The sequence below is a fragment of the Streptomyces sp. NPDC051136 genome, assembly GCF_044455745.1.
GTDB lineage: Bacteria > Actinomycetota > Actinomycetes > Streptomycetales > Streptomycetaceae > Streptomyces.
Window position 1 is genome coordinate 92,481 of record NZ_JBITFE010000010.1, and the last position, 26,396, is coordinate 118,876.

The following is a 26,396-nucleotide window of genomic DNA, read 5'->3' on the forward strand; positions in this document are numbered from 1 at the left end:
AACCTTGCCCGTCAGTCTGACCGCTTACCCGAACGCCGCAGGCTCCCCTAGGCGAAACGGAGGCCTGCGACGTTCGAGACGGTCATGCTGATGAACGGACCGTAGAGGGTAAGCGCTTTCTGGTCAACGCCTCGCGCGAAACCCCACCCCCGCGTCCCCGCCGCTACATCCCCCAGCCGTACTGGTCCGGCATCCGGGCGTCCGCGCCGAGCTCCCGCGCCGCGTACTGCGCCCAGGACGGGTTGCGCAGCAGCTCGCGGCCGAGCAGGACCGCGTCGGCCTCGCCGTTGGCCAGGATCTTCTCGGCCTGCCCGACCTCGGTGATCAGGCCGACCGCGGCGACCGGCAGCGGACTCCCGGCCCTCACCTGCGCGGCGAACGGGACCTGGTAGCCGGGCCCGGTGGGGATCCGGACGCGCGGCACGTTGCCGCCGGTGGACACGTCCAGGAGGTCGACGCCGTGGTCCCGGAGGTCACCGGCGAGGCGGACGGTGTCGTCCGGCGTCCAGCCGCCCTCCTCCAGCCAGTCGGTCGCCGAGACGCGGAAGAACAGCGGCTTGTCGTCGGGCCACACCTCCCGTACGGCGTCGACGACCTCCAGGGCGAACCTGGTGCGGTTCTCGTACGAGCCGCCGTAGGCGTCGGTGCGGTGGTTGGAGTACGGCGACAGGAACTCGTGGATCAGGTAGCCGTGGGCGCCGTGGATCTCGACGATCTCGAAACCCGCGGCCAGTGCCCGGCGTGCGGCGTCCGCGAACCGGCCGACCAGCTCCTGGATCTGCGGGACCGTCAGCTCGGTCGGCACCGGGTGCCGCTCGTCGAACGCCAGCGCGCTCGGCGCCAGCGGCTGCCAGCCGTACGCGTCCGGCCCCACCGGCGCCCCGCCCTTCCAGGGCTGCGCGGTCGACGCCTTGCGGCCGGCGTGGGCCAGCTGGATCGCCGGGACCGTGCCCCGGGAGCGCATGAAGTCCGTGATCCGGCGGAACGCCTCGGCCTGCGTGTCGTTCCACAGCCCGAGGTCCTGCGGGGAGATGCGGCCCTCGGGCGACACGCCCGTGGCCTCCATGACGATCAGACCGGTGCCGCCCACCGCGCGGGCGCCGTAGTGCGCGAAGTGCCAGTCGCCCGGCACGCCTGTCGCCGGGCCCTCCGGCGCGGCCGAGTACTGGCACATCGGCGGCATCCAGATCCGGTTGGGGATCGTGGTGTCGCGGAGCCGGAGGGGCTCGAAGAGTGCGCTCATGGCGGGCTGCTCCCTGGGACGCTGCGGTTCGGGACGACTCGTACGGTAACCCTCGTAGTACGTCGAGTGTCAAACTACGGCGTCCTTCGTACAATGGATACCCCGCCGACCGGCGGGACCCCTGACGAACCGGAGTCGCCGTGCCCCCCGCCGCCACCGCCGCCGGCGCCCGCGAGCTGCCCCATCCCACGCGTGCGGAGATCCGGCTCGAAGGGGTGCTGCACGCGCTGTCCGACCCGGTGCGGCTGCGGATCGTGCGGGACCTCGCCGCCGACAGTGACGCGCTCTTCTCCTGCTCGCACTTCGACCTGCCGGTCACCAAGTCCACCACCACGCACCATTTCCGGGTGCTGCGCGAGAGCGGGGTGATCCGGCAGACCTACCGGGGCACGGCCAAGCTGAACGGTCTGCGCCGGGACGACCTGGACACCCTCTTCCCCGGGCTGCTCGACGCGCTGCTGACCGCGGCCGCCCGTCAGGCGGCCGTCGTCGGGGGCGATTGACCCCCGCGCCGGGCCGCCTGTCCCGGCGCGGCCGCTCCGCTGACAGGGTGCCGCGCCGACTGAACGAAGCGTGTTCCGTTCGTATGGAATGTGATCATTCGGTTACGTTGCGTATGTGCTCGAAGCATCCTTCGTTGATCGTTTTCTTCAGCTTTCCGACCGCTGTCCGGACGAGGGTGAGATGTCCGTGCGGCACGCCTGGGTGGTGAGCGAGGGCGGCACCACGACCTCGTGGTTCGACGTCCGGCTGGCCTTCGCCGACGGTGCCCGGATCGACGCGCTCGCCGTGCTGTTCGGCCAGGACGTGCGGGTCGAGGACGTGCGGGCCCGGCCGCCGCTGTCCCTCGACGACCTGGCGGTGCTCGCCGAGTGGCTGGAGAACCCGCTGTTCGAGGCTTGCGTGCCGGTCGCGGCCCGCGGCGTTCCGGCCGCGTCGCGGCGGGCCAGGCCCGCCTGGCCGCGCGGACGGGAGGGACGCAGGCTGGTTGCCCAGGAGTACCGGGCGGCCCGGGAGGAGGGCGGCGATCCGGTCCTCGCGGTGATGAGTGCGACCGGGCACAGCAGGCGCAAGTCGCTCAGGCTGATCGGCCAGGCGCGCGACGAAGGCTTCCTGACGCCGCGTCGCGCGCGCCGCTGAGGCGCAACCGGGAGCCCGTTCCACCGTCGCGGCGAGAGTCCGTTCCGTCGCCGGAGCGTCGCGGCGTCACAGCATCGCGCGCATCCGGGAGATCTCACTCGTCTGCTGGGCGACCACGTCGTCGGCCATCTCCTCGATCCGTACGTTGTTTCCCTCGGACTTGACGTCCGCGGCCATACTGATCGCGCCCTCGTGGTGAGTGATCATCAGTGTCAGGAAGAGCTGGTCGAAGGCCTTGCCGCGCGCCGCGCGCAGCTTCTTCAGCTGTGCCTCGGTCGCCATGCCCGGCATCGCGGCGTGCTCGTGCGAACCACCCGCCGTCTTCTCGCCGTTGGTCTCGAGCCAGCCCTCCATCGCCTTGATCTCCGGACCCTGAGCGGCCGAGATCCGCTCCGCCAGCTTCCTGACCCGGCCGGAGTCGGCCTGCTCCGGGGCCAGTTCGGTCATCTCCAGCGCCTGGGCGTGGTGCCGGATCATCATCTGCGCGTAGGAGACGTCCGCCGAGTTGGGGGAGTCGTCGTCGGCGCGCTGCTTCTCCGCGTCCTCGGCCGACAGGGTCCGGTTGCCCTCGCCCGGCTTGCCCGGCGCGATCACCGAGGGGCCGGCCGCGGCCGCCGCGCCGGTGTCCGATCCCGAGTCGCAGGCTCCCAGCGCGAGCACCGCCAGTGCGCTCATCGAGGCCATGACGAGCGACGCGCTGGACAACCCGGGGCGAGGGGACACGACGACCTCCTGTGACTGGGGGCGCTCCCTGCGGGAGGGAAGCGGAACACCTTGGGGGTGCGATGACCGTCCTAGCACGCTTCCGCGCGTCAGTGATCAAAAAACTTCATTGCGTCTTTGTTGCCCCCTGTTGGTATGTGCATGGCGAAGACGATACTGCGTGGTGCGTGAACCGTTCCAACCGGAACGGACGTTGGGAGGAAACAGTGACCCTGTTGAGCGACCCGCGAACGCGGCGCAGACGCCTGGGAGTCGCGGCTGCCGCCGCCGGACTCCTGTCCGCGCTGCTCACCGCAGGACCGGCCATGGCCACCCCCGACCCCGGGGACGGTCCGGCCACGTCGAAGGAGGTGTCCAAGAGCGCGCGCGCCGAAGTGCGCGAAGCCATCGAGAGCGGTGGGATACCCGGCCAGGACGAGCCGGTCCACTCCGACAACATCGAGCACCTGACCAACATCCCCAAGGACGCGCTGCCCGGCACCAACTCGGACCTGGCCTTCCAGGGCAGCTACGCCTTCGCAGGCAACTACGACGGCTTCCGCATCTTCGACATCAAGAACCCGAAGAAGCCGAAGACCGTCGCCCAGGTGCTGTGCCCGGGCTCGCAGAACGACATCTCCGTCTCCGGGGACCTGCTGTTCCTGTCGACCGACTCCTCGCGCAGCGACAGCAGTTGCAACAGCACCACGCAGCCCGCGACCGAGAAGTCCTCCTGGGAGGGCATGAAGGTCTTCGACATCAGCGACAAGCGGAACCCGAAGTACGTCGCCGCGGTCGAGACCGCCTGCGGTTCGCACACCCACACGCTGGTGCCCGAGCGCAAGAACGTCTACATCTACGTCTCCTCCTACTCGCCGAACGCCGCCTACCCCGACTGCCAACCGCCGCACGACGGGATCTCCGTGATCAAGGTGCCGCGCCAGGCACCCGAGCGGGCGGCCCTGGTGGGCTTCCCCGTGCTGTTCCCCGGTGAGGGCCCCGACGGCGGCGGCAACCCGGGCGGGCCCACCAACCCGGGCGTCACCAAGACCACCGGCTGCCACGACATCACGGTCCTGCCCAGCGAGGACCTGGCGGCGGGCGCCTGCATGGGCGACGGCATCCTGTTCTCCCTCAAGGACCCCGAGCACCCGAAGGTCATCGACCGTGTCCAGGACAACGTGAACTTCGCGTTCTGGCACTCGGCGACCTTCAACCAGAAGGCGAACAAGGTCGTCTTCACCGACGAGCTGGGCGGCGGCGGAGCCGCCACCTGCAACGCGGAGATCGGCCCGGACCGCGGCGCCGACGGCATCTACGACATCGTCGGCCGGGGCGACCACCGCAAGCTGGTCTTCCGCAGCTACTTCAAGATCCCGCGCCACCAGGCGGACACCGAGAACTGCGTGGCTCACAACGGCTCGCTGATCCCGGTCAAGGGCAAGGACATCATGGTCCAGGCCTGGTACCAGGGCGGCGTCTCCGTCTGGGAGTTCACCGACTCCTCGCGGCCCAAGGAGATCGCCTACTTCGAGCGGGGCCCGCTGAGCACCGACACGATGATCACCGGCGGTTCCTGGTCGGCGTACTACTACAACGGCTACATCTACTCGAACGACATCGCCAAGGGCTTCGACGTCCTCAAGCTCAGCGACCGGCGCACCGACCCGGCCAAGCGGGTCCACCTGCGGGAGCTCAACACGCAGACGCAGCCGGACTACTTCGACTGAGCGGCCGGGTCCGTCCGGTCCACCGGGTCCGTCCGCCCGGCCGGGTCCGTCCGGTCCACCCGGCCCATGTGGTCCGCGTGGTCTGCGTGGTCCGGGTGGACCGGGCCGCCGGTCTCGAAGAACCGCGACAGGTCCGGGTCGCACGTCGTCCCGCCGGGTGCCCCGGCATCCGGCGGGACGCCCAGCTTCCAGTCCAGCCGGTAGTGCTCGAACAGCTCGGCGCGCAGCTCCGGCACCGGCATCGGCACCCCGGGCACGAGGGCCGCGAAGACGGCGCCCATCAACTGCGCGCGCAGCATCGGGTAGTCACGGTCGACGTCCTGCGAGCCGTGCCGGGCCATGGTGTCGCGCAGCAGCTCGGCGAGCCGCCGCTGCTCGGGGCACGGTACGAAGCCCACCTCGGCCTGGAGCAGCCCCGCCATGTGCTGGCGCATGAGCACCGGCCGGTCCCGGGCGAGTCCCAGGATCGCGTCGATGGCCCGCGCCAGCCGCTCGCACCCCTCCGAGGTGCGCGGCTCGCGCTCCAGGGCCTCCTCAAGGGTGCGGTGCATCAGCCGGTGCACCGCGGACTGCACCAACTGGCGCTTGCCGGGGAAGTAGTACGAGACCAGTCCGCGTGCCGAGCCCGCCCGGTCGGCGATGTCGCCCAGCGTGGTCGCCTCGTACCCGCGCTCGCCCACCAGCTCCACGGCGGCCTGCAGAAGACGCTCCTTCGAGCGCCGCCGCAATTCTTCATTGACCGAGGCGCTGCGCGGGGACATGCTGTACTCCTGCGTTGACTGGCTGCCAGCCAACTATACTCGGCGCAGGCGGACGGACCTTCACGGATCGTCCGCACCGTCTGCCTCGGGCGACACGGGGGATCGTCCGAGGCGGACGGCACCGCCCCATGGTTGCCTCGGGCTACATGCGTACCGGGCGAAACCCGTCAGCCCAGGTCAGGACCCGGCCGATCGGTTCGCGGATGCCCTCGCCGGTGCACCAGCACGGCGAGGGCCACGACCAGGGAGCCCAGGAGCCAGCCGCCGGCGACGTCCGAGGCCCAGTGGACGCCGAGCCACACCCGGGTCACGCCCACCCCGGCCACGGAGAGCAGGGCCACGGAGAGGCCGGCCCGACGCCAGAGGCGCCCGGCGCCGTAATGGTGCAGCAGCCACACCAGCAGGCCGCACACGAAGGTGGCGGTCATGGCGTGCCCGGAGGGGAAGGCCGCGTAGTGCGCGGAGTCCACGGGGTCGGGCCAGACCGGGCGGGGGCGGTCCACCGCCGCCTTCAGGACCTGTTGCAGCAGGCTGCCCGACAGGCACGCCGCCGCCAGCCACCCGGCCGTCCACCGGTCGCCACGGCGCCACCACAGCCACACCACCACCGCCGCGCACAGCAGGCGCATCGTCCAGGTGTCCCACACCCAGTCGGTGAGGACCCGCATCGTCCGCGTGATGCCGCCTTCCTCGACGGCCCAGCGGTGGGTCGTGCCGGCGACGTCGTCGTCGAGTCTCAGCAGCGGCCCCCACTCGACGGCGACCAGGGTGAGCACGAGTGCGGAGCACACGGCCAGTACCCAGGCGGCACGAAGGGCCGTGCGCGGCTGCGGCGGGGCGGGCGGGGAGTCGACCGGCGGCGTCTGCATGCTGCGATACTCGCCGAACCGGGTCCTCCGGGGCCACTTCCCCTGCTAGCCCAGCGCCCGCAGTCCCGGTGCGAAGGCCACCAGGACCGGAACCGCGGGCACCAGCGCGGCGGCGGCCGTCAGCCGCAGCCTCCGGCCCGCCGTGAGCCGGTTCGGTGGGGTGAGCAAGCGGTGGACCCGCTGCGGGACTTGGGCCTGAGCGGTCGGGCACGGGCCGAAGACGCCCCGGCCCTCGTTGAGTTCGACCAGGGCCAGGGCGGTGGTCAGCCGCCCGAAGCGGCGGGAGGCGACGTCGTCGGCGGCCAGTTCGACCAGGCGGTGCATCTCGTCGCGGAACGCCGCGAAGACCGGGACCCGCGGGAAACCGTCGGCCAGCGCGACGGAGCAGTGCAGCAGCCAGTCGTGGCGCGCCTGCGCGTGGCCCTTCTCGTGGGCGAGCACCGCGTCCAGTTGCCGGCCTTCGAGGCGGCGCAGCGCGGCGGTGGTGACCACCAGCTGCGGGGGAGTGCCGGGCAGCCACCAGGCGTCCGGCCGCTCGCCCTCCAGGACGACGAGCCGGCCGGGGCCGGGCTCCTCGCCCGGCAGCAGCGGAGCGCGGTGCCTCAGCTCCGCCCGGCGCAGCCGACGCCGGGAGCGGGCCCGCACGACCTCACGGGTCAGCATCGCGACGCTCCACAGACCGCCGCAAGCCAGGGTGAGCGCGGTCGTGTCGGCCCACAGTCCCGAGGTGCCCAGCGCGTACGCCTCGACCACGCGTCCGGGGGCCGTCGCGAAGACGGGACCGCCCACGGCGTGCCAGGCCGCCGCCGCGCTGAACGTCATCGACAGCGCGCAGCACACGATCACCGCCGCCACCGCACACTGCCAGGCCCACAGGGCGACCACCGGTTCGCGATCCGGCCAGTCGGCCCGGGCGAGCAGCCTCGGGGCGAGCACGGCGGTCAGCGTGCCGAGCAGCAGCAGTGCCGCGGGGAGAATCATGGGGGCAGCCTATGAGCGCCGCGCCGTCGGCAGTACGGCCCTGGACGCGAAGTGACGCAGCCAACGATTGCCCACGACGTCCGCCGGGCAGGCCGGGGTCTCGGCAGGCCGGGGCCGCACGCAGGCCGGGCCCGCGCGGGCCGGGGCCCCGGCAGGCCAGGCCCCGCAGGCCGGGCTCCACGCAGGCCGACGCCCGCTCAGGCCGGGTCCCGTGCAAGCCGGCTCCGTGCCCGCCGGTCCCCGTGCAGTCTGGGCTCCGTGCAGGCCGGGTGTCCGTGCGGGCCGGCCGTGCGGCACGCTCCGAGTGGGCGGGCCGTCGGCGTCCGTGTCACAGGGGCAGCAGCATCGCCAGCATCCCGATCGCCATGGACAGGCGGCAGGCCAGGGCCAGCTCCGGCCGGTCGCCCCACCCCGTCGCCGGACGGCCGCCGGCTCCCGACCTGTCCGCCGCGGACGCGACCGGTGTCCCCGGGCCGCCGCCGGTCACCGCCACGACGGGTATCAGGCGTACGCCGGTCAGCAGGACGTATCCCGTGAAGTAGAGCAGCAGCACTCCGGTCAGCACCGGTGTGCCGGACGAGCCGTGGGCATGGGCGTGCGCGGGGGACCCGGTCATCGCCACCGCCATGTAGACCATCGCCGCGGCGCCCACGAGATGGTGCACGTGGTGGCGCCCGGTCCGGGCGGCCCACAACGCCCGCAGCCCGGCCGCGCCGAACACCACCGCATAGCCGGGCCAGACCCAGGCCGGCGGGGTGAACGCGGCCGCGGGCACGGCCATGGCGGCCATGCCGAACCCCATGAGGGCCTCGCCGCCCGCGGCGCTGCGCTGCTCCTCGACGCAGCTGCGCATGCGCAGCAGGCAGTACACGCCGGTCGCCGCGCACAGCGCGACCAGCAGCCATCCGGACGACGCCGGTCCGTGCACAGCACCTCCCCGTTCCGCGGTCCACGGTCCGTCAAGGACTGCCCGGGCCACGCGGCGTGCACGCGAGCGCAAGGGGGTACGCGGGGGGCACCAGGGGAGCGCGCGTTCCAGTCGCCCGGGAACGCCGCAGGTCGCGAGGCGGACAGGGCGCGGGGTGACCTCCGGCACATTTGATTTACTGGTAAAACACTTGTTAATCTCCTTCTCATGAGCAGTGCGACCCCCACCCCCGGCACCCCACCGGTCCGACGTCTGTCCCTGGCAGGCGTGCTGCGCCTGCGCCGGCCCTCCGAGATCTGGTTCAAGCCCGCCCTGAGTTCGGTCGCCGCCGTCGCCCCTCCCAACCTGCTCCTGCTGGCGTTCGGCCGGCTCGACCTGGCGATGTACACGATGGCCGGGTCCCTGTGCGCGCTCTACGCGCACAACCGCCCCTACGCGGCCCGCGCCCGCACCCTGGCGTGGGTGGTGCTCGGCATGCTCGGCGGCGTCGCCGTCGCCCTCGTCACCGCCTCCCTCACGCGCAACGCGGTCGTCCTCGTCACCGTCGGCGCCCTGCTGGCCGCCGTGCAGAAGACGCTGTGCGACGCGACCCGGGTCGGCCCGCCGGGCAACGTGGTCCTGACCTTCATCAGCTCCGCCGCCCTCTTCGTCCCGCAGACCCTCGACCACGTCCCCGGTCACCTGGCGCTGGCCGCCGCCGCGGGCGTCTGGGCCTGGCTGGTCGGCATGGCCCCCGCCCTGGTCCGCCCGCACGGCCCGGAGCGCCGGGCCACCGCTCAGGCGCTGAACGCCGCCGCCGCGTACGCCGTCACCGGCGGTACCGGTGACGGCCACGCCTCCGCCCGCGCCGCCGGGTACGCCGCCGTACAGGCCGCCTGGCAGACGCTGCTGTCCCTCCCCGCCACGGGCACCCGCGCCACCACCCGGCACGCCCTGGAGCGCCTCGTCGTGCGCGCCGAGGTCGCACTGGCCGCCCCGGCCGACACCGACCCCGAGCGGCTGCGCGGCTGGGCCCTGGCCCTGCGCGGCGGCGGCCGGATCCCCCGCACCGGCGGCACACCGGGGGACCGGCAGGAACTCCTCGGCGTGGACGCCGAACTCGCCGCCCGCCCCGCGCCCCTGCGGCAGCGGCTCGGCCCGCTGGCCCCGATCGCCGCACGCACCGCCCTCGGCTGCGCGCTGGCCGGCTACGCCTCCCTCGCGCTCGGCATCGGCCGCCCGTACTGGGCGCTGGTCACCGCCGCCGCGCTCTACCAGGCCAATCTCACCCTGACCTGGAGCCGGGCCGTGCAGCGGGTGGTCGGCAACCTCGCCGGGGTGCTGCTCTTCGCCGCCATCGCCCCGCTCGCGCACCTCGGTCAGGCGCTGCTCGTCCTGTGCTGCCTCGCCCTGAACTTCGGCGCCGAGGCCCTCATCACCCGCAACTACTGGCTCGGCAGCGTCTGCGTGACCCCGATGGCCCTGCTCGTCACCGAGTTCGCCGGCTACCAGGCCCCCGGCGACCTGATGACCGAGCGGGCCGTCGACACCCTCGTCGGGGCCCTGGTCGGCTTCCTCGCCGCCGTCGCCGTCACCAACCGGCGCGCCGGCAACCGCGTCGAACAGGCGGTGGCCGCGGCCGACCGGGCCCGGGAAGGCGCCGCGCGCCTCCTCGCCGAGCCGGCCCCCGCCACCGGCGCCCTGGAAGCCGCCCGCCGGAGCCTGGCCGCCGCGCTGACCGACCTGCGGGCCACCGCGGACGGGGCGGCCGGCGAATGGTGGGGACGCGCGCTGCCCCAGGAGAGGGTCGTGCTCGCCGAGCAGTCCGGACACCGTACGCTCGCCGAGGTGGTGCGACGCCGGGCAGCGCGTCCGGACCTGGACACGGGCACGAGAACGGAGGACGTACGGCCATGACCGCAACCGACGGGACAGCCGACGGCGGGGGAGCCGGCGACGGGGGGACGGGACCGGACGGGGACACCGTGGCCGCGGTCGTACGTCAGTGGCGGGCCGTCCGCCCGGACCTCGACACCGGGCCCATGGAGATCATCGGCCGCATCAACCGCTGCGCCGCCCTCCTCCAGCAGGCCGAGGACGCTCCGCTGCGCCGGGCGGGCCTCAGCCGGGCCGAGTTCGACCTGCTCGGCGCGCTGCGCCGCACCGGGCACGAGCTGACCCCCGGTGAGCTGGCCAGGGAGACCTTCTCCTCCGGCGCCGCCGTCACCAAGCGCCTCAAGCAGCTCACCGAGCGCGGTCTCGTCGAGCGGCGCGGCGACACCCGGGACCGCCGGGTCGCCCACCTCCGCCTCACGGACGCCGGGCGTGACCTCGTCGACGGCATCCTGCCCGATCAGCTCGCCTACGAGTCCGCCGTGCTGTCCGGCGTGGACGGACCCCGGCAGGGTGAGCTGGCGGCGCTCCTCGGCGGGCTGCTGAGCCAGCTGGAGGGCCGCCTGGACGCGCTGCGCGCCTGATCCGCCGCCCCTGCCGTCCTCCGCCGCCCCTGCCGCCCTCCGACGCCCCGCCGTCCTCCTGCGCCCGGCGGGTCAGCGCTCGTCGCCCGCCCGGTACACGCCGAACATCGCGCCCTGCGGATCCCGCAGCACCGCGATGCGCGGCCCGTCGGGCACGGAGGTCGGCTCCATGAGCACGGTGCCGCCGCCGTCGGTCGTGCCGGCCGCGGCGGTGTCCACGTCCGCCACCGCGAAGTACGGCAGCCAGTGCGCCGGCACCTCGTGCGGGAACTTGTCGTCCATGGTCACCATGCCGCCGAAGTCCGCCCCGTCGATCCCCCACTGCGGGTAACCCGGCGAGGGGGTGACGCTCCACCCGAAGACCGTGGTGTAGAAGTCGGCGGCCCGGTCGGGCTCCCGGGTCAGCAGCTCCACCCAGCCCAGCGTGCCGGGCGCGTTGAACAGCCCGGCACCGGGGAAGGTGCGTGCCTGCCACAACTGGAACGACGCCCCGGTGGGATCGGCGGCCACCGCGAAGCGGCCCGTGTCGAAGACGTCCGCGGGCCCCTGGAGGGCCGTCCCCCCGGCCGCCGTCACCTGCCGCAGGGCCGTGTCCGCGTCCCGCACGGCGAACGACACGTTCCACGCGACCGGCTGCCCCGGCCGGCGCAGCGGGGTCAGGGCGGCGACCGCCGCGTCGTCGATCCGCGCGATCGTGTAGCCGCCCGCCTGCTGCCGCGGGTCCGAGTGCGGGTACCAGCCGAACAGCTCGGTGTAGAACCTCTTGGCCGCTTCCAGGTCGGTGGTCCCCAGCTCCGCCCAGCAGGGCCCGCCGGTCACCGGTTCGTGGAGCTTCATCGTGGTGGCGTCCTTCCGCCGGGGCCGCGGACCGTCCGCCCCCTCCAGCACGCTAAGGCCGGGCCGGGGCCGCGGCCATCCGGCGGGAACGCACCGCGCCCGCGACGCCCGACCGAGGGATCAGATCCCGGGCCGGTAGCGCAGTGGATGCCCGGCGGGCACCTCCACGAGCACGATCCGGGTGCCGTCCGGGTCGGCGATCCACATCTCCACCAGCCCCCACGGCTCCTCGACCGGCGGCCGCACGATCTCGACCCCCTTGGCCCGCAGCTCGTCGTGGGCCGCGGCGGCGTCCTCGACCTGGAGCCACAGGGCGAGCCCGGGCGCGGCGGGCGCCTCGGAGCGGCCGGAGACCTCCAGGAAGCCGCCGCCGAGGAAGTAGACGGTGCCCCGCTCGGGACCGGTGCCGAACTCCCGGTGGACGGCGAGGCCGAGCTGCTCGCCGTAGAAGGCGCGGGAGCGGTCGGGGTCGGTGGGGCGGAGCAGCGTCCGGCTGCTGAGTACATGCACCATGCGGACCGACCCTAGCGGCAGCGTTACTCTCTTCGGTGCCCCCGCCGCGCCCGAGCACGAACCGGAGACGCCCCACATGGACACCACCGCCGGCCCACTGACCTACCGCGACGCCACCGACACCGACGTGGACGCGCTGGTGGCGCTCATAGAGTCCGCCTACCGGGGCGAGACCAGCCGGGCCGGCTGGACCACCGAGGCGGACATCCTCCAGGGGCAGCGCACCGACCCGCAGGGCGTGCTGGACGTCGTCAAGGCGCCGGACAGCCGTCTGCTGACGGTGGAGCGGGACGGCCGCATCGTGGCCTGCTGCCAGCTGGAGCACCGCGGGGCCCACGCCTACTTCGGGATGTTCGCCGTCAGCCCGGCGCTCCAGGGCTCGGGGCTGGGCAAGGCGATCATCGCGGAGGCCGAGCGGCGGGCCCGCGAGACGTGGGGCGTCACGGAGATGCACATGACCGTGATCTCCGTGCGCGAGGACCTGATCGCCTGGTACGAGCGCCGCGGCTACCGCCGCACGGGAGAGATGACCCCCTTCCCGTACGGCGACGAGCGCTTCGGCATCCCGCAGCGCGACGACCTCCAGTTCGAGCTGCTGGTCAAGCCGCTGGTGTGACCGGTCTCCGGCCGCTCGGCCCGCCCGGTGAGCCGGCGCGGCGCGCTCAGGCGGTGAAGCGGCCGGTGCGCTTGATCTCCGGGTAGTCGGTCGTCGCGCCGTCGAGTCCCAGGGCGCGCACCAGTCGCAGGTGGTCCTGGGTGTTCACGGTCCAGGAGAAGACCCGCAGACCCGCCTTGCGGGCCTTCTTCACGATCTCCAGCGTGATCCTGTTGATGTCCAGGCACAGGGTCCCGGCGCCCGCCGCCACGGCGCGGTCCACGACCTCGGGGCCGTAGTACTGCGCGACCAGGGCGGTCCGCACCCCCGGTACCAGCCGGGCGATCTCGACGATGGCCTCGTCGTGGAACGAGATCACCTCCACCCGGTCCACCAGGTCCCGGCGCAGCATCACCTCGGCCAGGACGCGCGCGGCCGCCGCGTCCTTGATCTCGGCCTGCAACGGGACCGAGACGGCGTCCAGCGCCTCCTCGAAGACCGGGATCCGCTCCCCGCGGCCCGCGTCCAGGGCGCGCAGCTCCTCCAGCGTCTTGTCGGCGATCGCTCCGGTGCCGTCGGTGGTGCGGTCCACGTCGGCGTCGTGCATGACGACGAGCGCACCGTCCTTGCTCAGGTGCAGGTCCAGTTCGACGACGTCGAGGCCGGCCTGCTCGGCGGCGACGAAGGAACGCAGGGTGTTCTCGGGTTCGACACCCATCGCTCCGCGGTGACCGATGGTGAGGAAGTTCAAGGCTCGACTCGCTTCCGTCGACGTCGGCGTGGGCAGGGCGGCAGCCTAACGGCCCTGCCGGACCGTTTCCCCTGTGCCGCGCCGGGTATACGAACTCGGCGTTCGACAGGAAAAAATGCGGCGAAGCCCGGGGTGAGGCAGGATAATTTACGGGACCTCCCCTTGATTGGAGAAACGTCGTATGTCTACGGTGTCGTGACGCTAGCTTCTCCCGTGGAGGATGGGACATGACGGAAATTCTTGTGCAGGTGGGTGCGGAGGGGAACGTTCCTCCGGTGAGCAGGGTGGTGGAGCACCCGGCATGGCCCGTGCTCAAGGATGCCGTGGAGCAGATCCGGCCATGGCAGTCCGCGGACGGGTCGATCGACTTCGACGCCGAGGGCGCCCCCGAGCGGGCCGCCGCCGAGGAGGCCGTGCGCCGCGTCACCGGAGCCGTGCGCGAGCTGTCCCCGCTGCTGCCGCACGACGCCGCCTACCACGAGGCCCTGGTGCGGGACCTCGGCCGCTGGGCCGACGGCGGCTTCGAAGTCCCCGACTTCCTCGACTCGCTGCTGGCCTTCCAGCCCGCCGCGAACCGCGCGGACGGCCTCCAGCACCTGGTCGTCTTCCCGATGTACACGCAGAACGGCAACCCGGACCGCAACCTCGAAGCGGTCGTGCTGCGCATGGTCTGGCCCGACTGGCTGGCCGAACTGGAGCGCACCCGCTACGACAACCCGCTGTTCTGCGGCATCACCTTCGAGGACTTCACGGCCGGCTACGACACCAACTCGGCCGTGCTCTTCCCGGAGACCATCGCCGTGCGCGAGGCCCCCGAGCGCTTCTCCTGGGGCGGCATCTTCTGCGACCGCGAGGCCGCCCGCTTCCGCCGCGTCACCGAGGCCGCCGTGGGCCTGCTGGGCCTGGAGCTGCCCGAGGACGTCGCCGCCATGGTCGACGACCAGAAGCGCTGCGAGGAGGCCTTCGTCCTGTGGGACATGGTCCACGACCGCACCCACAGCCACGGCGACCTGCCGTTCGACCCGTTCATGATCAAGCAGCGCCAGCCGTTCTGGATGTACGGCCTGGAGGAGCTGCGCTGCGACCTCACCGCCTTCAAGGAGGCCGTGAAGCTGGCGGACGAGGGTGTCCCGCAGGCCCGCGACGTGCAGTACGCGGTCCTCTTCGACCGCATGTTCCGCTTCCCGGTGACCGGCGAGCGGGTGCGCAACTACGACGGTCTCGGCGGCCAGCTCCTCTTCGCCTACCTGCACAAGCACGACGTCGTCCGCTGGACCGACAACAAGCTCTTCATCGACTGGCAGCGCGCCCCGCAGGTCACCAACCAGCTGTGCGCCGAGATCGAGAAGCTCTACCGCGACGGCATCGACCGCCCGAAGATCGTCCACTGGTTCGCCGGCTACGAGCTGGTCTCCACCTACCTCGCCCCGCACCCGGGCTCGAAGTGGGCCAAGGGCCCCGACGCCCTGGACCTGTCCCTGCCGCCGCGCAAACTCGTCGACGACGTGCTTCCCGACGAGTTTCCGCTGAGCATGTTCTACGAGGCCCTGTCCAAGAAGCTCAAGAAGGTGATCGCCGCCACCCGGGGCATCACCGCGGCCGCGGACGGCGCCGAGCGGGCCGCCGCGTGAGCGACGGCGGCGGCACGCACGGACACGAACGGACACAGGCTCGGCAGGCTCGGGAGGCGAGGACCATGGGGAACGGGGCGCTCGACGGCGCGGTGATCGCGGTGGCAGGGGCGGGCGGACCCGCCGGACGGGCCGCGCTGCTGCGGCTCGCCGAGGCGGGCGCGACCGTCGTCGGCGCGGACAACGACCCGGAGCGGCTCGCCGAGGCCGTGGACGCGGCGCGCTACGCGCACGGCGGCGCCACGGTCACCGGCGAGACCGTCGACCTGCTGGACCTGGACTCCACCCGGGCCTGGGCCGACCGCATCGAGCAGGAGTTCGGCCACGTCGACGGCATGGTCCACCTCGTGGGCGGCTGGCGCGGCAGCAAGACCTTCACCAAGACCGAGCTGGGCGACTGGGACCTCCTGGAGAACCTGCTCATCCGCACCGTGCAGCACACGTCCCTCGCCTTCCACGAGGCGCTCCAGCGCAGCGACCGCGGCCGCTACGTCCTGATCAGCGCCGCCGGCGCGTCCAGTCCCACCGCGGGCAACGCCGCCTACTCGGCCGCGAAGGCCGCCGCCGAGGCGTGGACGCTGGCCATGGGGGACTACTTCCGCAAGGCGGGGGGCGAGCAGGGGCCGACGTCGGCGGCTGCGATCCTGGTGGTCAAGGCGTTGGTGCACGACGCGATGCGCGCCGAGCGTCCCAACGCGAAGTTCGCGGGCTTCACGGACGTGCGTGACCTCGCCGAGGCCGTCGCCGGTGTCTGGGACAAGCCTGCCGCGGAAGTGAACGGAAACCGTCTGTGGCTGACCGAGAAGCCGTGAACCCCCCGAAGACCGACGCGCGTCGCCACCACGACCCCGAGGTCCGCGGTTTCGCCAGCGACAACTACGCCGGCGCGCACCCCGAGGTGCTCGCCGCCCTGGCACTGGCCAACGGCGGGCACCAGGTCGCGTACGGCGAGGACGACTACACCGCCAACCTCCAGCAGGTGATCCGCAGCCACTTCGGCTCCGGCGCCGAGGCGTTCCCGGTCTTCAACGGCACCGGCGCCAACGTCGTCGCGCTCCAGGCGGTCACCGACCGCTGGGGCGCGGTGATCTGCGCCGAGAGCGCGCACATCAACGTCGACGAGGGCGGCGCCCCCGAGCGCATGGGCGGCCTGAAGCTGCTCACCGTCCCCACCCCCGACGGCAAGCTCACGCCCGACCTGATGGACCGGCAGGCGTACGGCTGGGACGACGAGCACCGGGCGATGCCGCAGGTCGTCTCGATCACCCAGAGCACCGAGCTGGGCACCCTCTACACACCCGACGAGATCCGTGCCGTCTGCGAGCACGCCCACGCGCACGGCATGAAGGTGCACCTGGACGGCTCCCGGATAGCCAACGCCGCCGCCTCGCTGGACGTGCCCATGCGGACGTTCACCAACGCGGTCGGCGTCGACCTCCTCTCCCTGGGCGGCACCAAGAACGGTGCCCTGTTCGGCGAGGCGGTCGTGGTGCTGAACCAGGACGCGGTGCGCCACATGAAGCACCTGCGCAAGCTGTCCATGCAGCTGGCCTCCAAGATGCGCTTCGTGTCCGTGCAGCTGGAGGCTCTGCTGGCCAAGGACCTGTGGCTGCGCAACGCCCGGCACTCCAACGAGATGGCCCAGCGCCTGGCCGAGGGCGTGCGCGCCGTGCACGGGGTCGAGATCCTCTACCCGGTGCAGGCCAACGCGGTCTTCGCCCGGCTGCCGCACGACGTGAGCGAGCGCCTGCAGAAGCGGTTCCGGTTCTACTTCTGGGACGAGGCCGCCGGGGACGTGCGCTGGATGTGCGCCTTCGACACCACCGAGGACGACGTCGACGCGTTCGTGGCCGCCCTGAAGGAGGAGACGGCGCGCTGACGCGAGATCCCCATGGATCGAGCGAGGCTGCATAGGTATGCGGTCACCTGAAAAGTCATTGACTGACGGGTGATCGCTTTCCTATGCTCTGCGGGCATGGAGCTGATCCAGCAAACCCCTGACCTGTCCGCCTACCTGGCGTCCGACGAGGCCATCGACCACGAGCACCCGCGCGTGCGGGAGACGGCCGGCCTGCTCGCCAAAGAGGCGGAGGACACGTATGCCTATGCGCGGCTGGCCTTCGAGTTCGTGCGCGACACCATCCCGCACTCACAGGACTCCGGGGACCCGCGCGTCACCTGGCGGGCCTCCGACGTCCTGGAGCAGCGCACCGGCATCTGCTACGCCAAGGCCCACGCGCTGGCCGCGCTGCTGCGGGCCGAGGACATCCCCACCGCGCTGTGCTACCAGCGGTTCGACGTGGTGCACGGTCTGGTCGCGGTCCGCCTCGACGGCGCCTGGCACCGGCAGGACCCGCGCGGGAACAAGCCCGGCGTGGACGCGCGGTTCTCCCTGGGCAGGGAGCACCTGGCCTTCACGCCGGACCGGGCGGCGGGCGAGGCGGACTACCCGGAGCTGTACGCCGCGCCGCATCCGGTGGTGCTGGACGTCCTCAAGGCGGCTACCGACCGTCCGCACCTGTGGCGGACCCTGCCGGCCGCGCTGTGAGGCGTGCGGCTCAGTGCGCCTGGGCGGTGCGCAGCTGCTCGGGCGTCGGCGCCGAGCCGCCGAGATGGGCCGGCATCCACCAGGTGTCGTCGGCGCCCTTGGGGCGCACGGGATACGCGCGCTGCGCCGCCTCCAGCAGCTCCTGCACGCGCTCGCGCAGCCGCCGGGTGATGGCGCCCGCGTACTGCTCGCGCGGGGCCTCCATCGCCTCGCCGACCCGGATGGTGATGGGGGTGTGGCTGCGCTTGAAGTTGCGCGGGTGGCCCTTGGTCCACAGACGCTGGGTGCCCCACAGCGCCATCGGCACCAGCGGGACGCCCGCCTCCTGCGCGAGCCGCGCGGCTCCCGACTTGAAGCTCTTCAGGGTGAACGACTCGGAGATCGTCGCCTCCGGGAAGACCCCGACGATCTCCCCGGACTTCAGCGAGTCGAGGGCGTGGGCGTAGGCCGCCTCGCCCTGCTTGCGGTCCACCGGGATGTGCTTCATCCCGCGCATCAGCGGACCGGAGACGCGGTGCCGGAAGACCGACTCCTTCGCCATGAAGCGCACCAGCCGCTTCTGCGGCAGCGCGGCCAGACCGTCGAAGATGAAGTCCAGGTAGCTGATGTGGTTGCTCACCAGGACGGCGCCGCCCGTGCGCGGGATGTTCTCCGACCCACGGCAGTCGATCTTGAGGTCCCACACCTTGAACATGGTGCAGGCGAGACCGATGACCGGGCGGTAGACGAGTTCTGCCATGGGCGGGTCGGGCCCTTCCTTGTCAGCCTGGGAAGGGAAACTCCCAGTCGAAAGTTACGCAGCCGTAGGTTTGCGGCTTGTCGCAGATCGTGCCCCAAGAACGGCCGGTGTACCAGCCTTGGTGCCCGGGTGCGGCGTAATCCTCATCACTCGCGCGGCCCTGTCGTGGCCGAAAAGCGTTGGTGAGCGGGAATCTCCGCCGCCCCGCGAGCGCTGCACCTGCGGAGGACCGACCGGCGGCGCGCGGGCGAACGCGTGCCGATGAGTGCCGCGACGGCGGCGGAACGGGGGCGCGCCGATGCGCGAGCGGCACGACGGCAGGCGGTCCGAGGCCGCCGTCCCGCGGCTGGGTGCGGCCGACCTGGGTGCCGAACTCGGCCCGCGCGCGACGCTGGTGCAGTTCTCCAGCGCCTTCTGCGCGCCCTGCCGGGCCACCCGGAGGGTCCTCGGCGAGGTGGCCGGTATGGTCCCAGGCGTGACCCACGTCGAGATCGACGCCGAGGGTCACCTGGACCTCGTCCGCGCCCTCGACGTGGTCAAGACCCCCACCGTGCTGGTGCTGGACGCCGACGGCCGTGTCGTACGCCGTGCCGTGGGCCTGCCGCGCAAGGCGGACGTCGTCGCCGCGCTGGGCGAGGCGGTGTGACGAGCGACACGGCAGTCGTGAGGTCTTCTCCACTGCTTCGAGACCCCGAGACGTAATTGACTGTGTGTACCACCCGTCGTCAGCCTGCCCCCGCGTCCCGTTCCCCGCTCCCGGGGCCGAGGCGCAACGCGGAAGGAGGGACCCGCATGCCGGTCGGCCCCGACCTCGCCGCGCCGCGGCCCGCCACCGACGACCTGCTGCGGTCCGTCTTCCGGCGGCACGCGGCGGGCGTCGCCGTGATCACCGCACCCGGTCCCGGCGGCCCGGTCGGTTTCACGGCCACGTCCCTCACCTCCGTCTCCGCCCGCCCGCCGCTGCTCTCCTTCGGGATCGGCACCGGTTCGTCGAGCTGGCCCGCGGTGTCCGAGGCCGAGCACGTCGGCGTCCATCTGCTCGGTGAGCACCAGGAGGAGCTCGCGGCCACCTTCGCCCGCAGCGGCGCCGACCGCTTCGCGGCGCCCACGGCCTGGCGGGAGGGGCCGAAGGGGGTGCCCGTACTGGACGGTGTGCTCGCCTGGCTGGTGTGCCGTGCGGTCGCCCGGGTGCCCGCCGGGGACCATCGGATCGTGCTGGCGGAGGTACTCCTCGGCGACCCGGCGGGAGAGGGCAGGCCACTTCTGTACCACCAGGGGCGCTACCAGGGGCTGCGCGACTGATCGGCCCGCGGGGCGCCTTCTGCGGGGGTGTCGGGTTCCGGTTACGCTGCGTTGCGAAGGTCACAGTTCAAAGCGCTTGCTTAGCGGGAAAGAACTGGATGTACTGACGAGTAATATTCCGGGCGGAGCGCGGGTCGCCCCGACCGGGATCGGCCGCTTGGGGCGCCTATGCTGCCTGCAAGAGGCAGCACTGAAATGTCGACGCAGTAGGAGAGCCGGCGTGAGCTTGAGGATCGTTGTCACTGTGAAGTACGTGCCCGACGCCACTGGCGACCGGCACTTCGCCGATGACCTGACCGTCGACCGGGACGACGTGGACGGTCTGCTCTCCGAGCTGGACGAGTACGCGGTCGAGCAGGCGCTGCAGATCTCGGAGAACTCGGACGACGACGTGGAGGTCACCGTCCTGACGGTGGGCCCCGAGGACGCCAAGGACGCCCTGCGCAAGGCGCTGTCCATGGGCGCGGACAAGGCGATCCACGTCGAGGACGACGACCTGCACGGCACCGACGCCATCGGCACCTCCCTGGTGCTCGCCAAGGCGATCGAGAAGGCCGGCTACGACCTGGTCGTCTCCGGCATGGCCTCCACCGACGGCACCATGGGCGTCGTCCCGGCGCTGCTCGCGGAGCGCCTGGGCGTGCCGCAGGTGACGCTGCTGTCCGAGGTCTCGGTCGAGGGTGCCACGGTCAAGGGCCGTCGCGACGGCGACGCGGCCACGGAGCAGCTGGAGGCGTCGCTGCCGGCGGTCGTGTCGGTCACCGACCAGTCGGGCGAGGCCCGTTACCCGTCCTTCAAGGGCATCATGGCGGCCAAGAAGAAGCCGGTGGAGTCCTGGGACCTGTCCGACCTCGACATCGACGAGGACGAGGTCGGCCTGGAGAACGCGTACACGGTCGTGGAGTCGGCGGCCGAGCGTCCGGCGCGCAGCGCGGGCACGATCGTCAAGGACGAGGGCGAGGGCGGCAAGCAGCTCGCTGAGTTCCTCGTGGGCCAGAAGTTCATCTGAGGCCCGCCCCCTTACCGCCCCTCATCTTTCGCAAGCAGGAGAGAAGAAGTCCCATGGCTGAAGTTCTCGTCTACGTCGATCACGTGGACGGCGCCGTCCGCAAGCCGACCCTGGAGCTGCTGACGCTGGCCCGCCGCGTGGGCGAGCCCGTCGCCGTCGCGCTGGGCAACGGTGCCGGTGACACCGCCGCCGCCCTCGCCGAGCACGGCGCGGTCAAGGTCCTCACCCACGAGGCCGCCGAGTACGCCGACTACCTGGTCGTACCGAAGGTGGACGCCCTGCAGGCCGCCGTCGCCGCGGTCTCCCCGGCCGCCGTGCTGGTCCCGTCCTCCGCCGAGGGCAAGGAGATCGCCGCCCGCCTGGCGCTGCGTCTCGGATCGGGCGTCATCACCGACGCCGTCGACCTGGAGGCCGGCGACGAGGGCCCGGTGGCCACCCAGTCGGTGTTCGCCGCCGCCTTCACCACCAAGTCCCGTGTCTCCAAGGGCACTCCGGTCATCACGGTCAAGCCGAACTCGGCCGCCGTGGAGCCCGCCCCGGCCGCCGGCGCCGTCGAGGCCCTGTCGGTCACCTTCTCCGACGCCGCGACCGGTACCAAGGTCACCGCGCGCACCCCGCGCGAGTCGACCGGACGCCCGGAGCTGACCGAGGCCGCGATCGTGGTCTCCGGCGGCCGCGGTGTCAACGGCGCGGAGAACTTCGCGATCATCGAGGCACTGGCCGACTCGCTCGGCGCGGCCGTCGGTGCCTCGCGCGCCGCGGTGGACGCGGGCTGGTACCCGCACACCAACCAGGTCGGCCAGACCGGCAAGTCCGTCTCGCCGCAGCTGTACATCGCCTCCGGCATCTCGGGCGCGATCCAGCACCGCGCGGGCATGCAGACCTCGAAGACGATCGTGGCGATCAACAAGGACGCCGAGGCCCCGATCTTCGAGCTGGTCGACTACGGCGTCGTCGGCGACCTCTTCGACGTCGTCCCGCAGCTCACCGAGGAGGTCAAGTCCCGCAAGGGCTGACCCTCCCGGCCGCAGCACGTGCCGAGGCCCCCGCGACCGACCGTGGTCGCGGGGGCCTCGGCACGTGCGCAGGATGGGTGTTGACCGGCGGGAGACCGACAGATAACTTCGCTCTACGGATAAGTGATTCCGTTCAGCGGAAAAATGAACATCAGGAGGGTGTCGGATGGGTCAGCAGGAGAAGGTGGCAACGAGCCTCGCGGGCGCCGTCGGCGAGGAGATCAGTGCCTCCCTCGCACCGGTCGACGCGGAGCTGGAGCGCCGCTACCCCGGAGACCCGGGCACCCGCCAGCCCGTCCACACCGTCTACGTACCCGGCGACGTCTTCGCCGCCGACACGATCCGCTCCTGGGGCGACCGGGCCCTCGCGGCCCTCGACGAGCACGCCCCGGACGCCGCCTCGTTCGCCGCGGTGCTCGGCCTCGCCGACGACCTCGCCGAGCCCGTGTACACCCGCGTGCGCGCCAAGCTGGAGCGCGAGCCCGTCGAGGACCTGCGCGTCGACTTCGAGGACGGCTACGGCAACCGTACGGACGCCGAGGAGGACGAGGCGGCCGCCCGCGCGGCCCGGCTGGTCGCCGAGGCGTACGAGCAGGGCACCGCGGCCCCCTACATGGGCATCCGCATGAAGTGCATGGAGGCGCCGGTGCGCGCCCGCGGCATCCGCACCCTCGACGTCTTCCTCAGCGGGCTGATGGAGGCCGGCGGCCTGCCCGACGGTCTGGTCCTCACCCTGCCCAAGGTGACCTACCCCGAGCAGGTCACCGCCATGGTGCGGCTCCTGGAGGCGTTCGAGAAGGCGCGCGGCCTCACGCCCGGCCGGATCGGCTTCGAGATCCAGATCGAGACCAGCCAGTCCATCCTGGCCGCCGACGGCACCGCCACCGTCGCCCGCATGATCCAGGCCGCCGAGGGCCGCGCCACCGGCCTGCACTACGGCACCTTCGACTACAGCGCCTGCCTCGGCGTCTCCGCCGCCCACCAGGCCAGCGACCACCCGGCCGCGGACCACGCCAAGGCGGTCATGCAGGTCGCCGCGGCCGGTACCGGCGTACGCGTCTCGGACGGCTCCACCAACGTCCTGCCCGTCGGCCCCACCGCGCAGGTCCACGACGCCTGGCGGCTGCACTACGGCCTCACCCGCCGTGCCCTCGCCCGCGCCTACTACCAGGGCTGGGACATGCACCCCGGCCACATCCCCACCCGGTACGCGGCCGTCTTCGCCTTCTACCGCGAGGGCTTCGAGCAGGCCGCCGCCCGTCTCGCCCGCTACGCCAACCGCGCCGGCGGCGACGTCATGGACGAGCCCGCCACCGCCAAGGCCCTCAGCGGCTACCTGCTGCGCGGCCTGGACTGCGGCGCCCTCGACATCGGCGAGGTCGCCCGGCTGACCGGCCTGACCCGCGCCGACCTGGAGGGCTTCTCGGGCCCGCGGCGCGGCGACCTCACGGCGTCGGCGCAGTAGGCCCCGGTCCCGTCGGCGGCCCCGTCCCGGCGAAGGGATCGTCCGGCCCGGAGCCCGCGTAACGCTCCAGGCCGGACGCCGTCACCCGCCGCTCCTCGGCGAACAGGCGCGTCCCCCGGTCGCACAGCCGCCGGTCCGCCCGCGCCCTGGCGCAGAACTCCTCCGGCGTCCGGCCGAACAGCTCCCGCAGCGGGGCCGACGCGAGCAGCAGCTCGGTGATCAGCGGCCGTTGCTCGCCGGGATGCCGCCGCGGCGCACCGGTGCCGTCGTGCAGCACGCCGTGACGGTTGACGTACGCGTAGGCGCCGCGCAGCACCGAGCCGTCACCCGGCTCGACACGCACCTCGGGAGCGGGCAGCCAGACGCGGTCGAAGTTGCCGCCCGCCATCGGCACGCCCTCGCTCGCGTCGATCACCGCGAGCTGCTCGGCGTCCAGCCACAGGACGAACAGCTCCCGTACCACGCCGGGGGCGGCCACCGGCGAGGCGGACACGTAGCCCATGCGGCTCACGTGCGCGGAGACGCCGATGTCCAGGCCGGTGACCCGCGACCTCACCATCGGGATCGGCGAGCCGATCCCGAACTCGGCCATCTTGTGCCGCAGCTGGCCCGGGCTCGCGTTGGAGCCGATCGCCAGCACCGGGACCCGGCGGTCCGCGTCCTCGGGCACCGGCCGCTCCAGCGGCAGCAACCGGTCCCCGTCCAGCAGCCCGGACTCACGGGGCCAGGCACCCGGGTACAGCAACGGCTCCTCGCGCGGCACCCCGGCCAGCCCGAGCGCCGCCAGGGTCCGGTCCCCGCCGGGCGGCCGTGCGGTCTCCCGGTCCTGGTGCGGTGGTCGCGACACGGTGTGGTTCCTCCCGGCGGCGGTGCGTGGGGCGGCCGGCCCCGTCAGTGCGAGGGCGGCAGCTCGCCCGAGCCCCGGGTGACCAGTCTGGTCGGCAGTTCGATGCGGTCGGGCGCGAGCAGGGTGCCGTCCAGCTGCCGGAAGAGCCGCTCGGCGGCGGTGCGGCCGAGGGCGGCCGCGTCCTGCGCGACCACCGTGACGCCCGGCCGGAGCAGGTCGGCCAGTTCGATGTCGTCGAAGCCGACCAGGGCCACGTCCCGGGTGCGCTCGGCCAGGACCCGGATCACGGTGACCGTCACCCGGTTGTTGCCCGTGAAGATCGCGGTGACCGGGTGCGGGTCGGCGAGCATCTCCTCGGCCGCCCGGCGCACCCGCACCGGATCGGTGACGCCCAGGGACATCCACGAGTCCTTGACCGGTATCCCGGCGTCCTCCATGGCGGCCCGGTAGCCGCGCAGCCGCTCGGCGGCGGTGTGAATGCGGGGCATGTCGCCGATGAAGCCGATCCTGCGGTGCCCGTGCGCGATCAGGTGCGCCACGCCGTCCCGGGCGCCGCCGAAGTTGTCCGACACCACCACGTCCGCGTCGATCTGCCCCGCCGGACGGTCCACGAACACCGTGGCGACGCCCGCCTTCAGCTCCGGCTCCAGGTACCGGTGGTCGTCGCCGGCGGGAATCACCACGAGACCGTCCACACGCCGCGCGCACAGCGCCAGCACCAGCTCCTGCTCGCGCTCCGGGTCCTCCGCGCTTGATCCGTTGATCAGCAGCGCGCCGTGGGCGCGGGCGACCTCCTCCACGGCACGGCTCAGCGGCCCGTAGAACGGGTCCGCCAGATCCTCCAGGACCAGGCCGATGCTCGCGGTGCGGCCCTTGCGCAGCACCCGCGCGCTGTCGTTGCGGCGGAAGCCCAGTGCGTCGATGGCCTCCTGGACCCGGCGCTCGGTCTCCGGGGTGACGCCGGGCTCCCCGTTGACCACCCGGGACACGGTCTTGAGGCCGACACCCGCCCGGGCGGCGACGTCCTTCATGGTCGGGCGGTTGCCGTAACGGTTCCCGGGGAGGCGGTCTGCGCGGCGGGTCGCGTCGGGCACGGTGCGGTGTCCTGTCCTGTCGTCCACGGGGATGCGTCGGCTCCTGCTGTCCGGGGGGATGTGTCGGTCATGGGCTTGTATGAGGATGTGGCGTCGAGCATAGAGCCTGGACAACGTTGTCAGATGCGGGAGACACTGTCCATCGCACTCTCCGGCCTCTCGTCCCCACCACGGGGCCGGTCGCTGCGCGCTCTCGTGTACGGCTTTTTTGTACGGCTTTTTCGCTTTCGGTCCGACGGGGAGATCCGACTCTGATGCACACCGACCTCGTGGCAGCGCTGGACATCGGCGGCACCAAGATCGCCGGCGCGCTGGTGGACGGCCACGGCCGCATCCAGGCGCGCGCGCAGCGTGCGACACCGGCCCGGGAGGACGGCGACACCGTGATGGGGGCCGTCGAGGCCGTCCTCGCGGACCTGGCCGCGTCGCCCCTGTGGGGCCGGGCCACGGCCGTCGGGATCGGCAGCGCGGGCCCGGTGGACGCCTCGGCGGGCACGGTCAGCCCGGTGAACGTGCCGGGCTGGCGCGACTACCCGCTGGTCCGGCGGGTGCGGTCGGCCACCGGTGGGCTGCCCGTGGAGCTGATCGGCGACGGAGTGGCCATCACGGCCGCCGAGCACTGGCAGGGCGCGGCCCGCGGGCACGACAACGCGCTGTGCATGGTGGTGTCGACCGGAGTCGGCGGCGGCCTGGTGCTGGGCGGCCGGCTGCATCCCGGACCGACCGGCAACGCCGGTCACATCGGACACATCAGCGTCGATCTGGACGGGGACCCCTGCCCCTGCGGCGCGCGCGGCTGCGTGGAGCGCATAGCGAGCGGCCCCAACATCGCCCGCCGAGCCCTGGACGCGGGCTGGCTTCCCGGCCCGGACGGGGACACCTCCGCCGCCGCGGTCGCCGCCGCCGCCCGCGCGGGCGACCCCGTCGCCGTCGCCTCCTTCGAGCGGGCCGCGCAGGCGCTGGCCGCCGGCATCGCCGCCACCGCGACCCTGGTCGAGATCGACATCGCCGTGGTCGGCGGGGGAGTGGGCAAGGCGGGGGACGTCCTCTTCACCCCGCTGCGCAAGGCACTCACCGCGTACGCGACCCTGTCCTTCGTCCAGCGCCTCGCGGTGGTCCCGGCCCAGACGGGGACGGACGCCGGGCTGGTCGGAGCGGCCGCGGCGGCCCTCTCGACGACGGCGGGCGTGACCGCCGCGCACGTCTGAGCCCCCGCGCGGCGCCGGTACGGAGTGATGC

General features: G+C 72.7%; 28 protein-coding genes. 16 read left to right on the plus strand and 12 right to left on the minus strand.

The features are described 5' to 3' along the window. Positions 1–163 precede the first annotated feature (163 nt). Positions 164–1,243 (minus strand): NADH:flavin oxidoreductase/NADH oxidase, encoded by a 1,080-nt coding sequence (locus ACIBCJ_RS27530; protein ID WP_365979767.1) that lies wholly within the window; start codon positions 1,241–1,243, stop codon positions 164–166. A gap of 140 nt (positions 1,244–1,383) precedes the next feature. Here ACIBCJ_RS27530 and ACIBCJ_RS27535 point away from each other — a divergent pair, with 140 nt between their 5' ends. Both ACIBCJ_RS27535 and ACIBCJ_RS27540 read left to right on the plus strand, forming a co-directional pair. Further along, a complete protein-coding gene (locus ACIBCJ_RS27535) occupies positions 1,384–1,746 on the plus strand; it encodes a helix-turn-helix transcriptional regulator (RefSeq protein ID WP_365979768.1) in 363 nt (120 codons plus the stop codon). A 181-nt stretch (positions 1,747–1,927) separates the two neighbouring features. Continuing rightward, positions 1,928–2,383, plus strand: a complete 456-nt coding sequence (locus ACIBCJ_RS27540; protein WP_365979769.1) for a DUF6214 family protein — start codon at positions 1,928–1,930, stop codon at positions 2,381–2,383. 66 nt (positions 2,384–2,449) lie between these two features. Here the strand turns inward: ACIBCJ_RS27540 and ACIBCJ_RS27545 are convergent, their stop codons facing one another. Continuing rightward, positions 2,450–3,106, minus strand: a complete 657-nt coding sequence (locus ACIBCJ_RS27545; RefSeq protein WP_365979770.1) for a DUF305 domain-containing protein — start codon at positions 3,104–3,106, stop codon at positions 2,450–2,452. 206 nt (positions 3,107–3,312) lie between these two features. Here ACIBCJ_RS27545 and ACIBCJ_RS27550 point away from each other — a divergent pair, with 206 nt between their 5' ends. Continuing rightward, positions 3,313–4,815, plus strand: coding sequence for a hypothetical protein (locus tag ACIBCJ_RS27550; RefSeq protein ID WP_365979771.1), 1,503 nt, complete (start codon positions 3,313–3,315; stop codon positions 4,813–4,815). Here ACIBCJ_RS27550 and ACIBCJ_RS27555 read toward each other — a convergent pair. The 4 genes from ACIBCJ_RS27555 to ACIBCJ_RS27570 all read right to left on the minus strand — a co-directional run bounded on the left by ACIBCJ_RS27555 (position 4,803) and on the right by ACIBCJ_RS27570 (position 8,354). Then, a complete protein-coding gene (locus tag ACIBCJ_RS27555; protein ID WP_365979772.1) occupies positions 4,803–5,576 on the minus strand; it encodes a TetR/AcrR family transcriptional regulator in 774 nt (257 codons plus the stop codon). The two genes, ACIBCJ_RS27550 and ACIBCJ_RS27555, sit on opposite strands and share 13 nt — an antisense overlap. 167 nt (positions 5,577–5,743) lie before the next feature. Continuing rightward, a complete protein-coding gene (locus tag ACIBCJ_RS27560; RefSeq protein ID WP_365979773.1) occupies positions 5,744–6,445 on the minus strand; it encodes a phosphatase PAP2 family protein in 702 nt (233 codons plus the stop codon). Positions 6,446–6,490: 45 nt separating this feature from the next. After that, on the minus strand, positions 6,491–7,426 hold the full coding sequence (locus tag ACIBCJ_RS27565; protein ID WP_362502921.1) for a M56 family metallopeptidase: 936 nt from the start codon (positions 7,424–7,426) through the stop codon (positions 6,491–6,493). Between the two features lie 328 nt (positions 7,427–7,754). Then, a complete protein-coding gene (locus tag ACIBCJ_RS27570; protein WP_365979774.1) occupies positions 7,755–8,354 on the minus strand; it encodes a DUF5134 domain-containing protein in 600 nt (199 codons plus the stop codon). A gap of 207 nt (positions 8,355–8,561) precedes the next feature. On the opposite strand from ACIBCJ_RS27570, the gene ACIBCJ_RS27575 reads away from it, so the two are divergent. Next, entirely contained in the window at positions 8,562–10,250 is a 1,689-nt protein-coding gene (locus ACIBCJ_RS27575; RefSeq protein ID WP_365979775.1) for an FUSC family protein, read from the plus strand. After that, a complete protein-coding gene (locus tag ACIBCJ_RS27580; protein ID WP_362096235.1) occupies positions 10,247–10,810 on the plus strand; it encodes a MarR family transcriptional regulator in 564 nt (187 codons plus the stop codon). Before ACIBCJ_RS27575 ends, ACIBCJ_RS27580 begins: the two co-directional genes overlap by 4 nt. Before the next feature lie 72 nt (positions 10,811–10,882). Here the strand turns inward: ACIBCJ_RS27580 and ACIBCJ_RS27585 are convergent, their stop codons facing one another. Beyond that, entirely contained in the window at positions 10,883–11,647 is a 765-nt protein-coding gene (locus tag ACIBCJ_RS27585; protein WP_365979776.1) for a VOC family protein, read from the minus strand. 120 nt (positions 11,648–11,767) lie between these two features. Continuing rightward, positions 11,768–12,160, minus strand: coding sequence for a VOC family protein (locus ACIBCJ_RS27590; RefSeq protein WP_133886786.1), 393 nt, complete (start codon positions 12,158–12,160; stop codon positions 11,768–11,770). Between the two features lie 76 nt (positions 12,161–12,236). On the opposite strand from ACIBCJ_RS27590, the gene ACIBCJ_RS27595 reads away from it, so the two are divergent. Next, on the plus strand, positions 12,237–12,776 hold the full coding sequence (locus ACIBCJ_RS27595; RefSeq protein ID WP_362096227.1) for a GNAT family N-acetyltransferase: 540 nt from the start codon (positions 12,237–12,239) through the stop codon (positions 12,774–12,776). Between the two features lie 46 nt (positions 12,777–12,822). Here the strand turns inward: ACIBCJ_RS27595 and ACIBCJ_RS27600 are convergent, their stop codons facing one another. Then, a complete protein-coding gene (locus tag ACIBCJ_RS27600) occupies positions 12,823–13,506 on the minus strand; it encodes a glycerophosphodiester phosphodiesterase family protein (RefSeq protein ID WP_365979777.1) in 684 nt (227 codons plus the stop codon). 227 nt (positions 13,507–13,733) lie between these two features. Here ACIBCJ_RS27600 and ACIBCJ_RS27605 point away from each other — a divergent pair, with 227 nt between their 5' ends. The 4 genes from ACIBCJ_RS27605 to ACIBCJ_RS27620 all read left to right on the plus strand — a co-directional run bounded on the left by ACIBCJ_RS27605 (position 13,734) and on the right by ACIBCJ_RS27620 (position 17,685). After that, entirely contained in the window at positions 13,734–15,137 is a 1,404-nt protein-coding gene (locus ACIBCJ_RS27605) for a DUF6421 family protein (protein ID WP_365979778.1), read from the plus strand. Positions 15,138–15,202: 65 nt separating this feature from the next. Further along, entirely contained in the window at positions 15,203–15,949 is a 747-nt protein-coding gene (locus tag ACIBCJ_RS27610) for an SDR family NAD(P)-dependent oxidoreductase (RefSeq protein WP_362096220.1), read from the plus strand. After that, positions 15,946–17,016, plus strand: a complete 1,071-nt coding sequence (locus ACIBCJ_RS27615) for a low specificity L-threonine aldolase (RefSeq protein WP_365979779.1) — start codon at positions 15,946–15,948, stop codon at positions 17,014–17,016. The genes ACIBCJ_RS27610 and ACIBCJ_RS27615 overlap by 4 nt, the downstream gene beginning before the upstream one ends. A gap of 96 nt (positions 17,017–17,112) precedes the next feature. Further along, a complete protein-coding gene (locus ACIBCJ_RS27620; protein WP_365979780.1) occupies positions 17,113–17,685 on the plus strand; it encodes a transglutaminase domain-containing protein in 573 nt (190 codons plus the stop codon). 10 nt (positions 17,686–17,695) lie between these two features. Here the strand turns inward: ACIBCJ_RS27620 and ACIBCJ_RS27625 are convergent, their stop codons facing one another. Further along, on the minus strand, positions 17,696–18,424 hold the full coding sequence (locus tag ACIBCJ_RS27625; protein ID WP_365979781.1) for a lysophospholipid acyltransferase family protein: 729 nt from the start codon (positions 18,422–18,424) through the stop codon (positions 17,696–17,698). A 298-nt stretch (positions 18,425–18,722) separates the two neighbouring features. On the opposite strand from ACIBCJ_RS27625, the gene ACIBCJ_RS27630 reads away from it, so the two are divergent. The 5 genes from ACIBCJ_RS27630 (at position 18,723) to ACIBCJ_RS27650 (ending at position 23,216) form a co-directional block, all read left to right on the plus strand. After that, positions 18,723–19,070, plus strand: a complete 348-nt coding sequence (locus ACIBCJ_RS27630; RefSeq protein WP_362096209.1) for a thioredoxin family protein — start codon at positions 18,723–18,725, stop codon at positions 19,068–19,070. Positions 19,071–19,216: 146 nt separating this feature from the next. Next, positions 19,217–19,726, plus strand: coding sequence for a flavin reductase family protein (locus ACIBCJ_RS27635; protein WP_362502897.1), 510 nt, complete (start codon positions 19,217–19,219; stop codon positions 19,724–19,726). 220 nt (positions 19,727–19,946) lie between these two features. Continuing rightward, entirely contained in the window at positions 19,947–20,735 is a 789-nt protein-coding gene (locus ACIBCJ_RS27640) for an electron transfer flavoprotein subunit beta/FixA family protein (protein ID WP_365979782.1), read from the plus strand. A gap of 53 nt (positions 20,736–20,788) precedes the next feature. Next, entirely contained in the window at positions 20,789–21,751 is a 963-nt protein-coding gene (locus ACIBCJ_RS27645) for an electron transfer flavoprotein subunit alpha/FixB family protein (RefSeq protein WP_362096202.1), read from the plus strand. A gap of 166 nt (positions 21,752–21,917) precedes the next feature. Then, entirely contained in the window at positions 21,918–23,216 is a 1,299-nt protein-coding gene (locus tag ACIBCJ_RS27650; RefSeq protein ID WP_362502894.1) for a DUF6986 family protein, read from the plus strand. Here ACIBCJ_RS27650 and ACIBCJ_RS27655 read toward each other — a convergent pair. Both ACIBCJ_RS27655 and ACIBCJ_RS27660 read right to left on the minus strand, forming a co-directional pair. Then, positions 23,197–24,063: a hypothetical protein gene (locus ACIBCJ_RS27655; protein WP_365979783.1), complete on the minus strand. Its 867-nt coding sequence runs from the start codon at positions 24,061–24,063 to the stop codon at positions 23,197–23,199. The two genes, ACIBCJ_RS27650 and ACIBCJ_RS27655, sit on opposite strands and share 20 nt — an antisense overlap. Positions 24,064–24,107: 44 nt before the next feature. Beyond that, on the minus strand, positions 24,108–25,184 hold the full coding sequence (locus tag ACIBCJ_RS27660) for a LacI family DNA-binding transcriptional regulator (protein ID WP_362096193.1): 1,077 nt from the start codon (positions 25,182–25,184) through the stop codon (positions 24,108–24,110). Positions 25,185–25,411: 227 nt separating this feature from the next. On the opposite strand from ACIBCJ_RS27660, the gene ACIBCJ_RS27665 reads away from it, so the two are divergent. Next, positions 25,412–26,365 (plus strand): ROK family protein, encoded by a 954-nt coding sequence (locus ACIBCJ_RS27665; RefSeq protein ID WP_365979784.1) that lies wholly within the window; start codon positions 25,412–25,414, stop codon positions 26,363–26,365. Positions 26,366–26,396: the final 31 nt, after the last annotated feature.

Bases quoted from the DNA above. Each gene is read 5' to 3' on its own strand.
- ACIBCJ_RS27530 (WP_365979767.1), bottom strand. From the start codon at position 1,243: ATGAGCGCACTCTTCGAGCCCCTCCGGCTCCGCGACACCACGATCCCC.
- ACIBCJ_RS27605 (WP_365979778.1), top strand. From the start codon at position 13,734: ATGACGGAAATTCTTGTGCAGGTGGGTGCGGAGGGGAACGTTCCTCCG.
- ACIBCJ_RS27635 (WP_362502897.1), top strand. From the start codon at position 19,217: ATGCCGGTCGGCCCCGACCTCGCCGCGCCGCGGCCCGCCACCGACGAC.
- ACIBCJ_RS27650 (WP_362502894.1), top strand. From the start codon at position 21,918: ATGGGTCAGCAGGAGAAGGTGGCAACGAGCCTCGCGGGCGCCGTCGGC.
- ACIBCJ_RS27575 (WP_365979775.1), top strand. From the start codon at position 8,562: ATGAGCAGTGCGACCCCCACCCCCGGCACCCCACCGGTCCGACGTCTG.
- ACIBCJ_RS27645 (WP_362096202.1), top strand. From the start codon at position 20,789: ATGGCTGAAGTTCTCGTCTACGTCGATCACGTGGACGGCGCCGTCCGC.
- ACIBCJ_RS27590 (WP_133886786.1), bottom strand. From the start codon at position 12,160: ATGGTGCATGTACTCAGCAGCCGGACGCTGCTCCGCCCCACCGACCCC.
- ACIBCJ_RS27610 (WP_362096220.1), top strand. From the start codon at position 15,203: ATGGGGAACGGGGCGCTCGACGGCGCGGTGATCGCGGTGGCAGGGGCG.
- ACIBCJ_RS27595 (WP_362096227.1), top strand. From the start codon at position 12,237: ATGGACACCACCGCCGGCCCACTGACCTACCGCGACGCCACCGACACC.
- ACIBCJ_RS27625 (WP_365979781.1), bottom strand. From the start codon at position 18,424: ATGGCAGAACTCGTCTACCGCCCGGTCATCGGTCTCGCCTGCACCATG.
- ACIBCJ_RS27555 (WP_365979772.1), bottom strand. From the start codon at position 5,576: ATGTCCCCGCGCAGCGCCTCGGTCAATGAAGAATTGCGGCGGCGCTCG.
- ACIBCJ_RS27630 (WP_362096209.1), top strand. From the start codon at position 18,723: ATGCGCGAGCGGCACGACGGCAGGCGGTCCGAGGCCGCCGTCCCGCGG.
- ACIBCJ_RS27540 (WP_365979769.1), top strand. From the start codon at position 1,928: ATGTCCGTGCGGCACGCCTGGGTGGTGAGCGAGGGCGGCACCACGACC.
- ACIBCJ_RS27665 (WP_365979784.1), top strand. From the start codon at position 25,412: ATGCACACCGACCTCGTGGCAGCGCTGGACATCGGCGGCACCAAGATC.
- ACIBCJ_RS27585 (WP_365979776.1), bottom strand. From the start codon at position 11,647: ATGAAGCTCCACGAACCGGTGACCGGCGGGCCCTGCTGGGCGGAGCTG.
- ACIBCJ_RS27620 (WP_365979780.1), top strand. From the start codon at position 17,113: ATGGAGCTGATCCAGCAAACCCCTGACCTGTCCGCCTACCTGGCGTCC.
- ACIBCJ_RS27560 (WP_365979773.1), bottom strand. From the start codon at position 6,445: ATGCAGACGCCGCCGGTCGACTCCCCGCCCGCCCCGCCGCAGCCGCGC.
- ACIBCJ_RS27565 (WP_362502921.1), bottom strand. From the start codon at position 7,426: ATGATTCTCCCCGCGGCACTGCTGCTGCTCGGCACGCTGACCGCCGTG.
- ACIBCJ_RS27580 (WP_362096235.1), top strand. From the start codon at position 10,247: ATGACCGCAACCGACGGGACAGCCGACGGCGGGGGAGCCGGCGACGGG.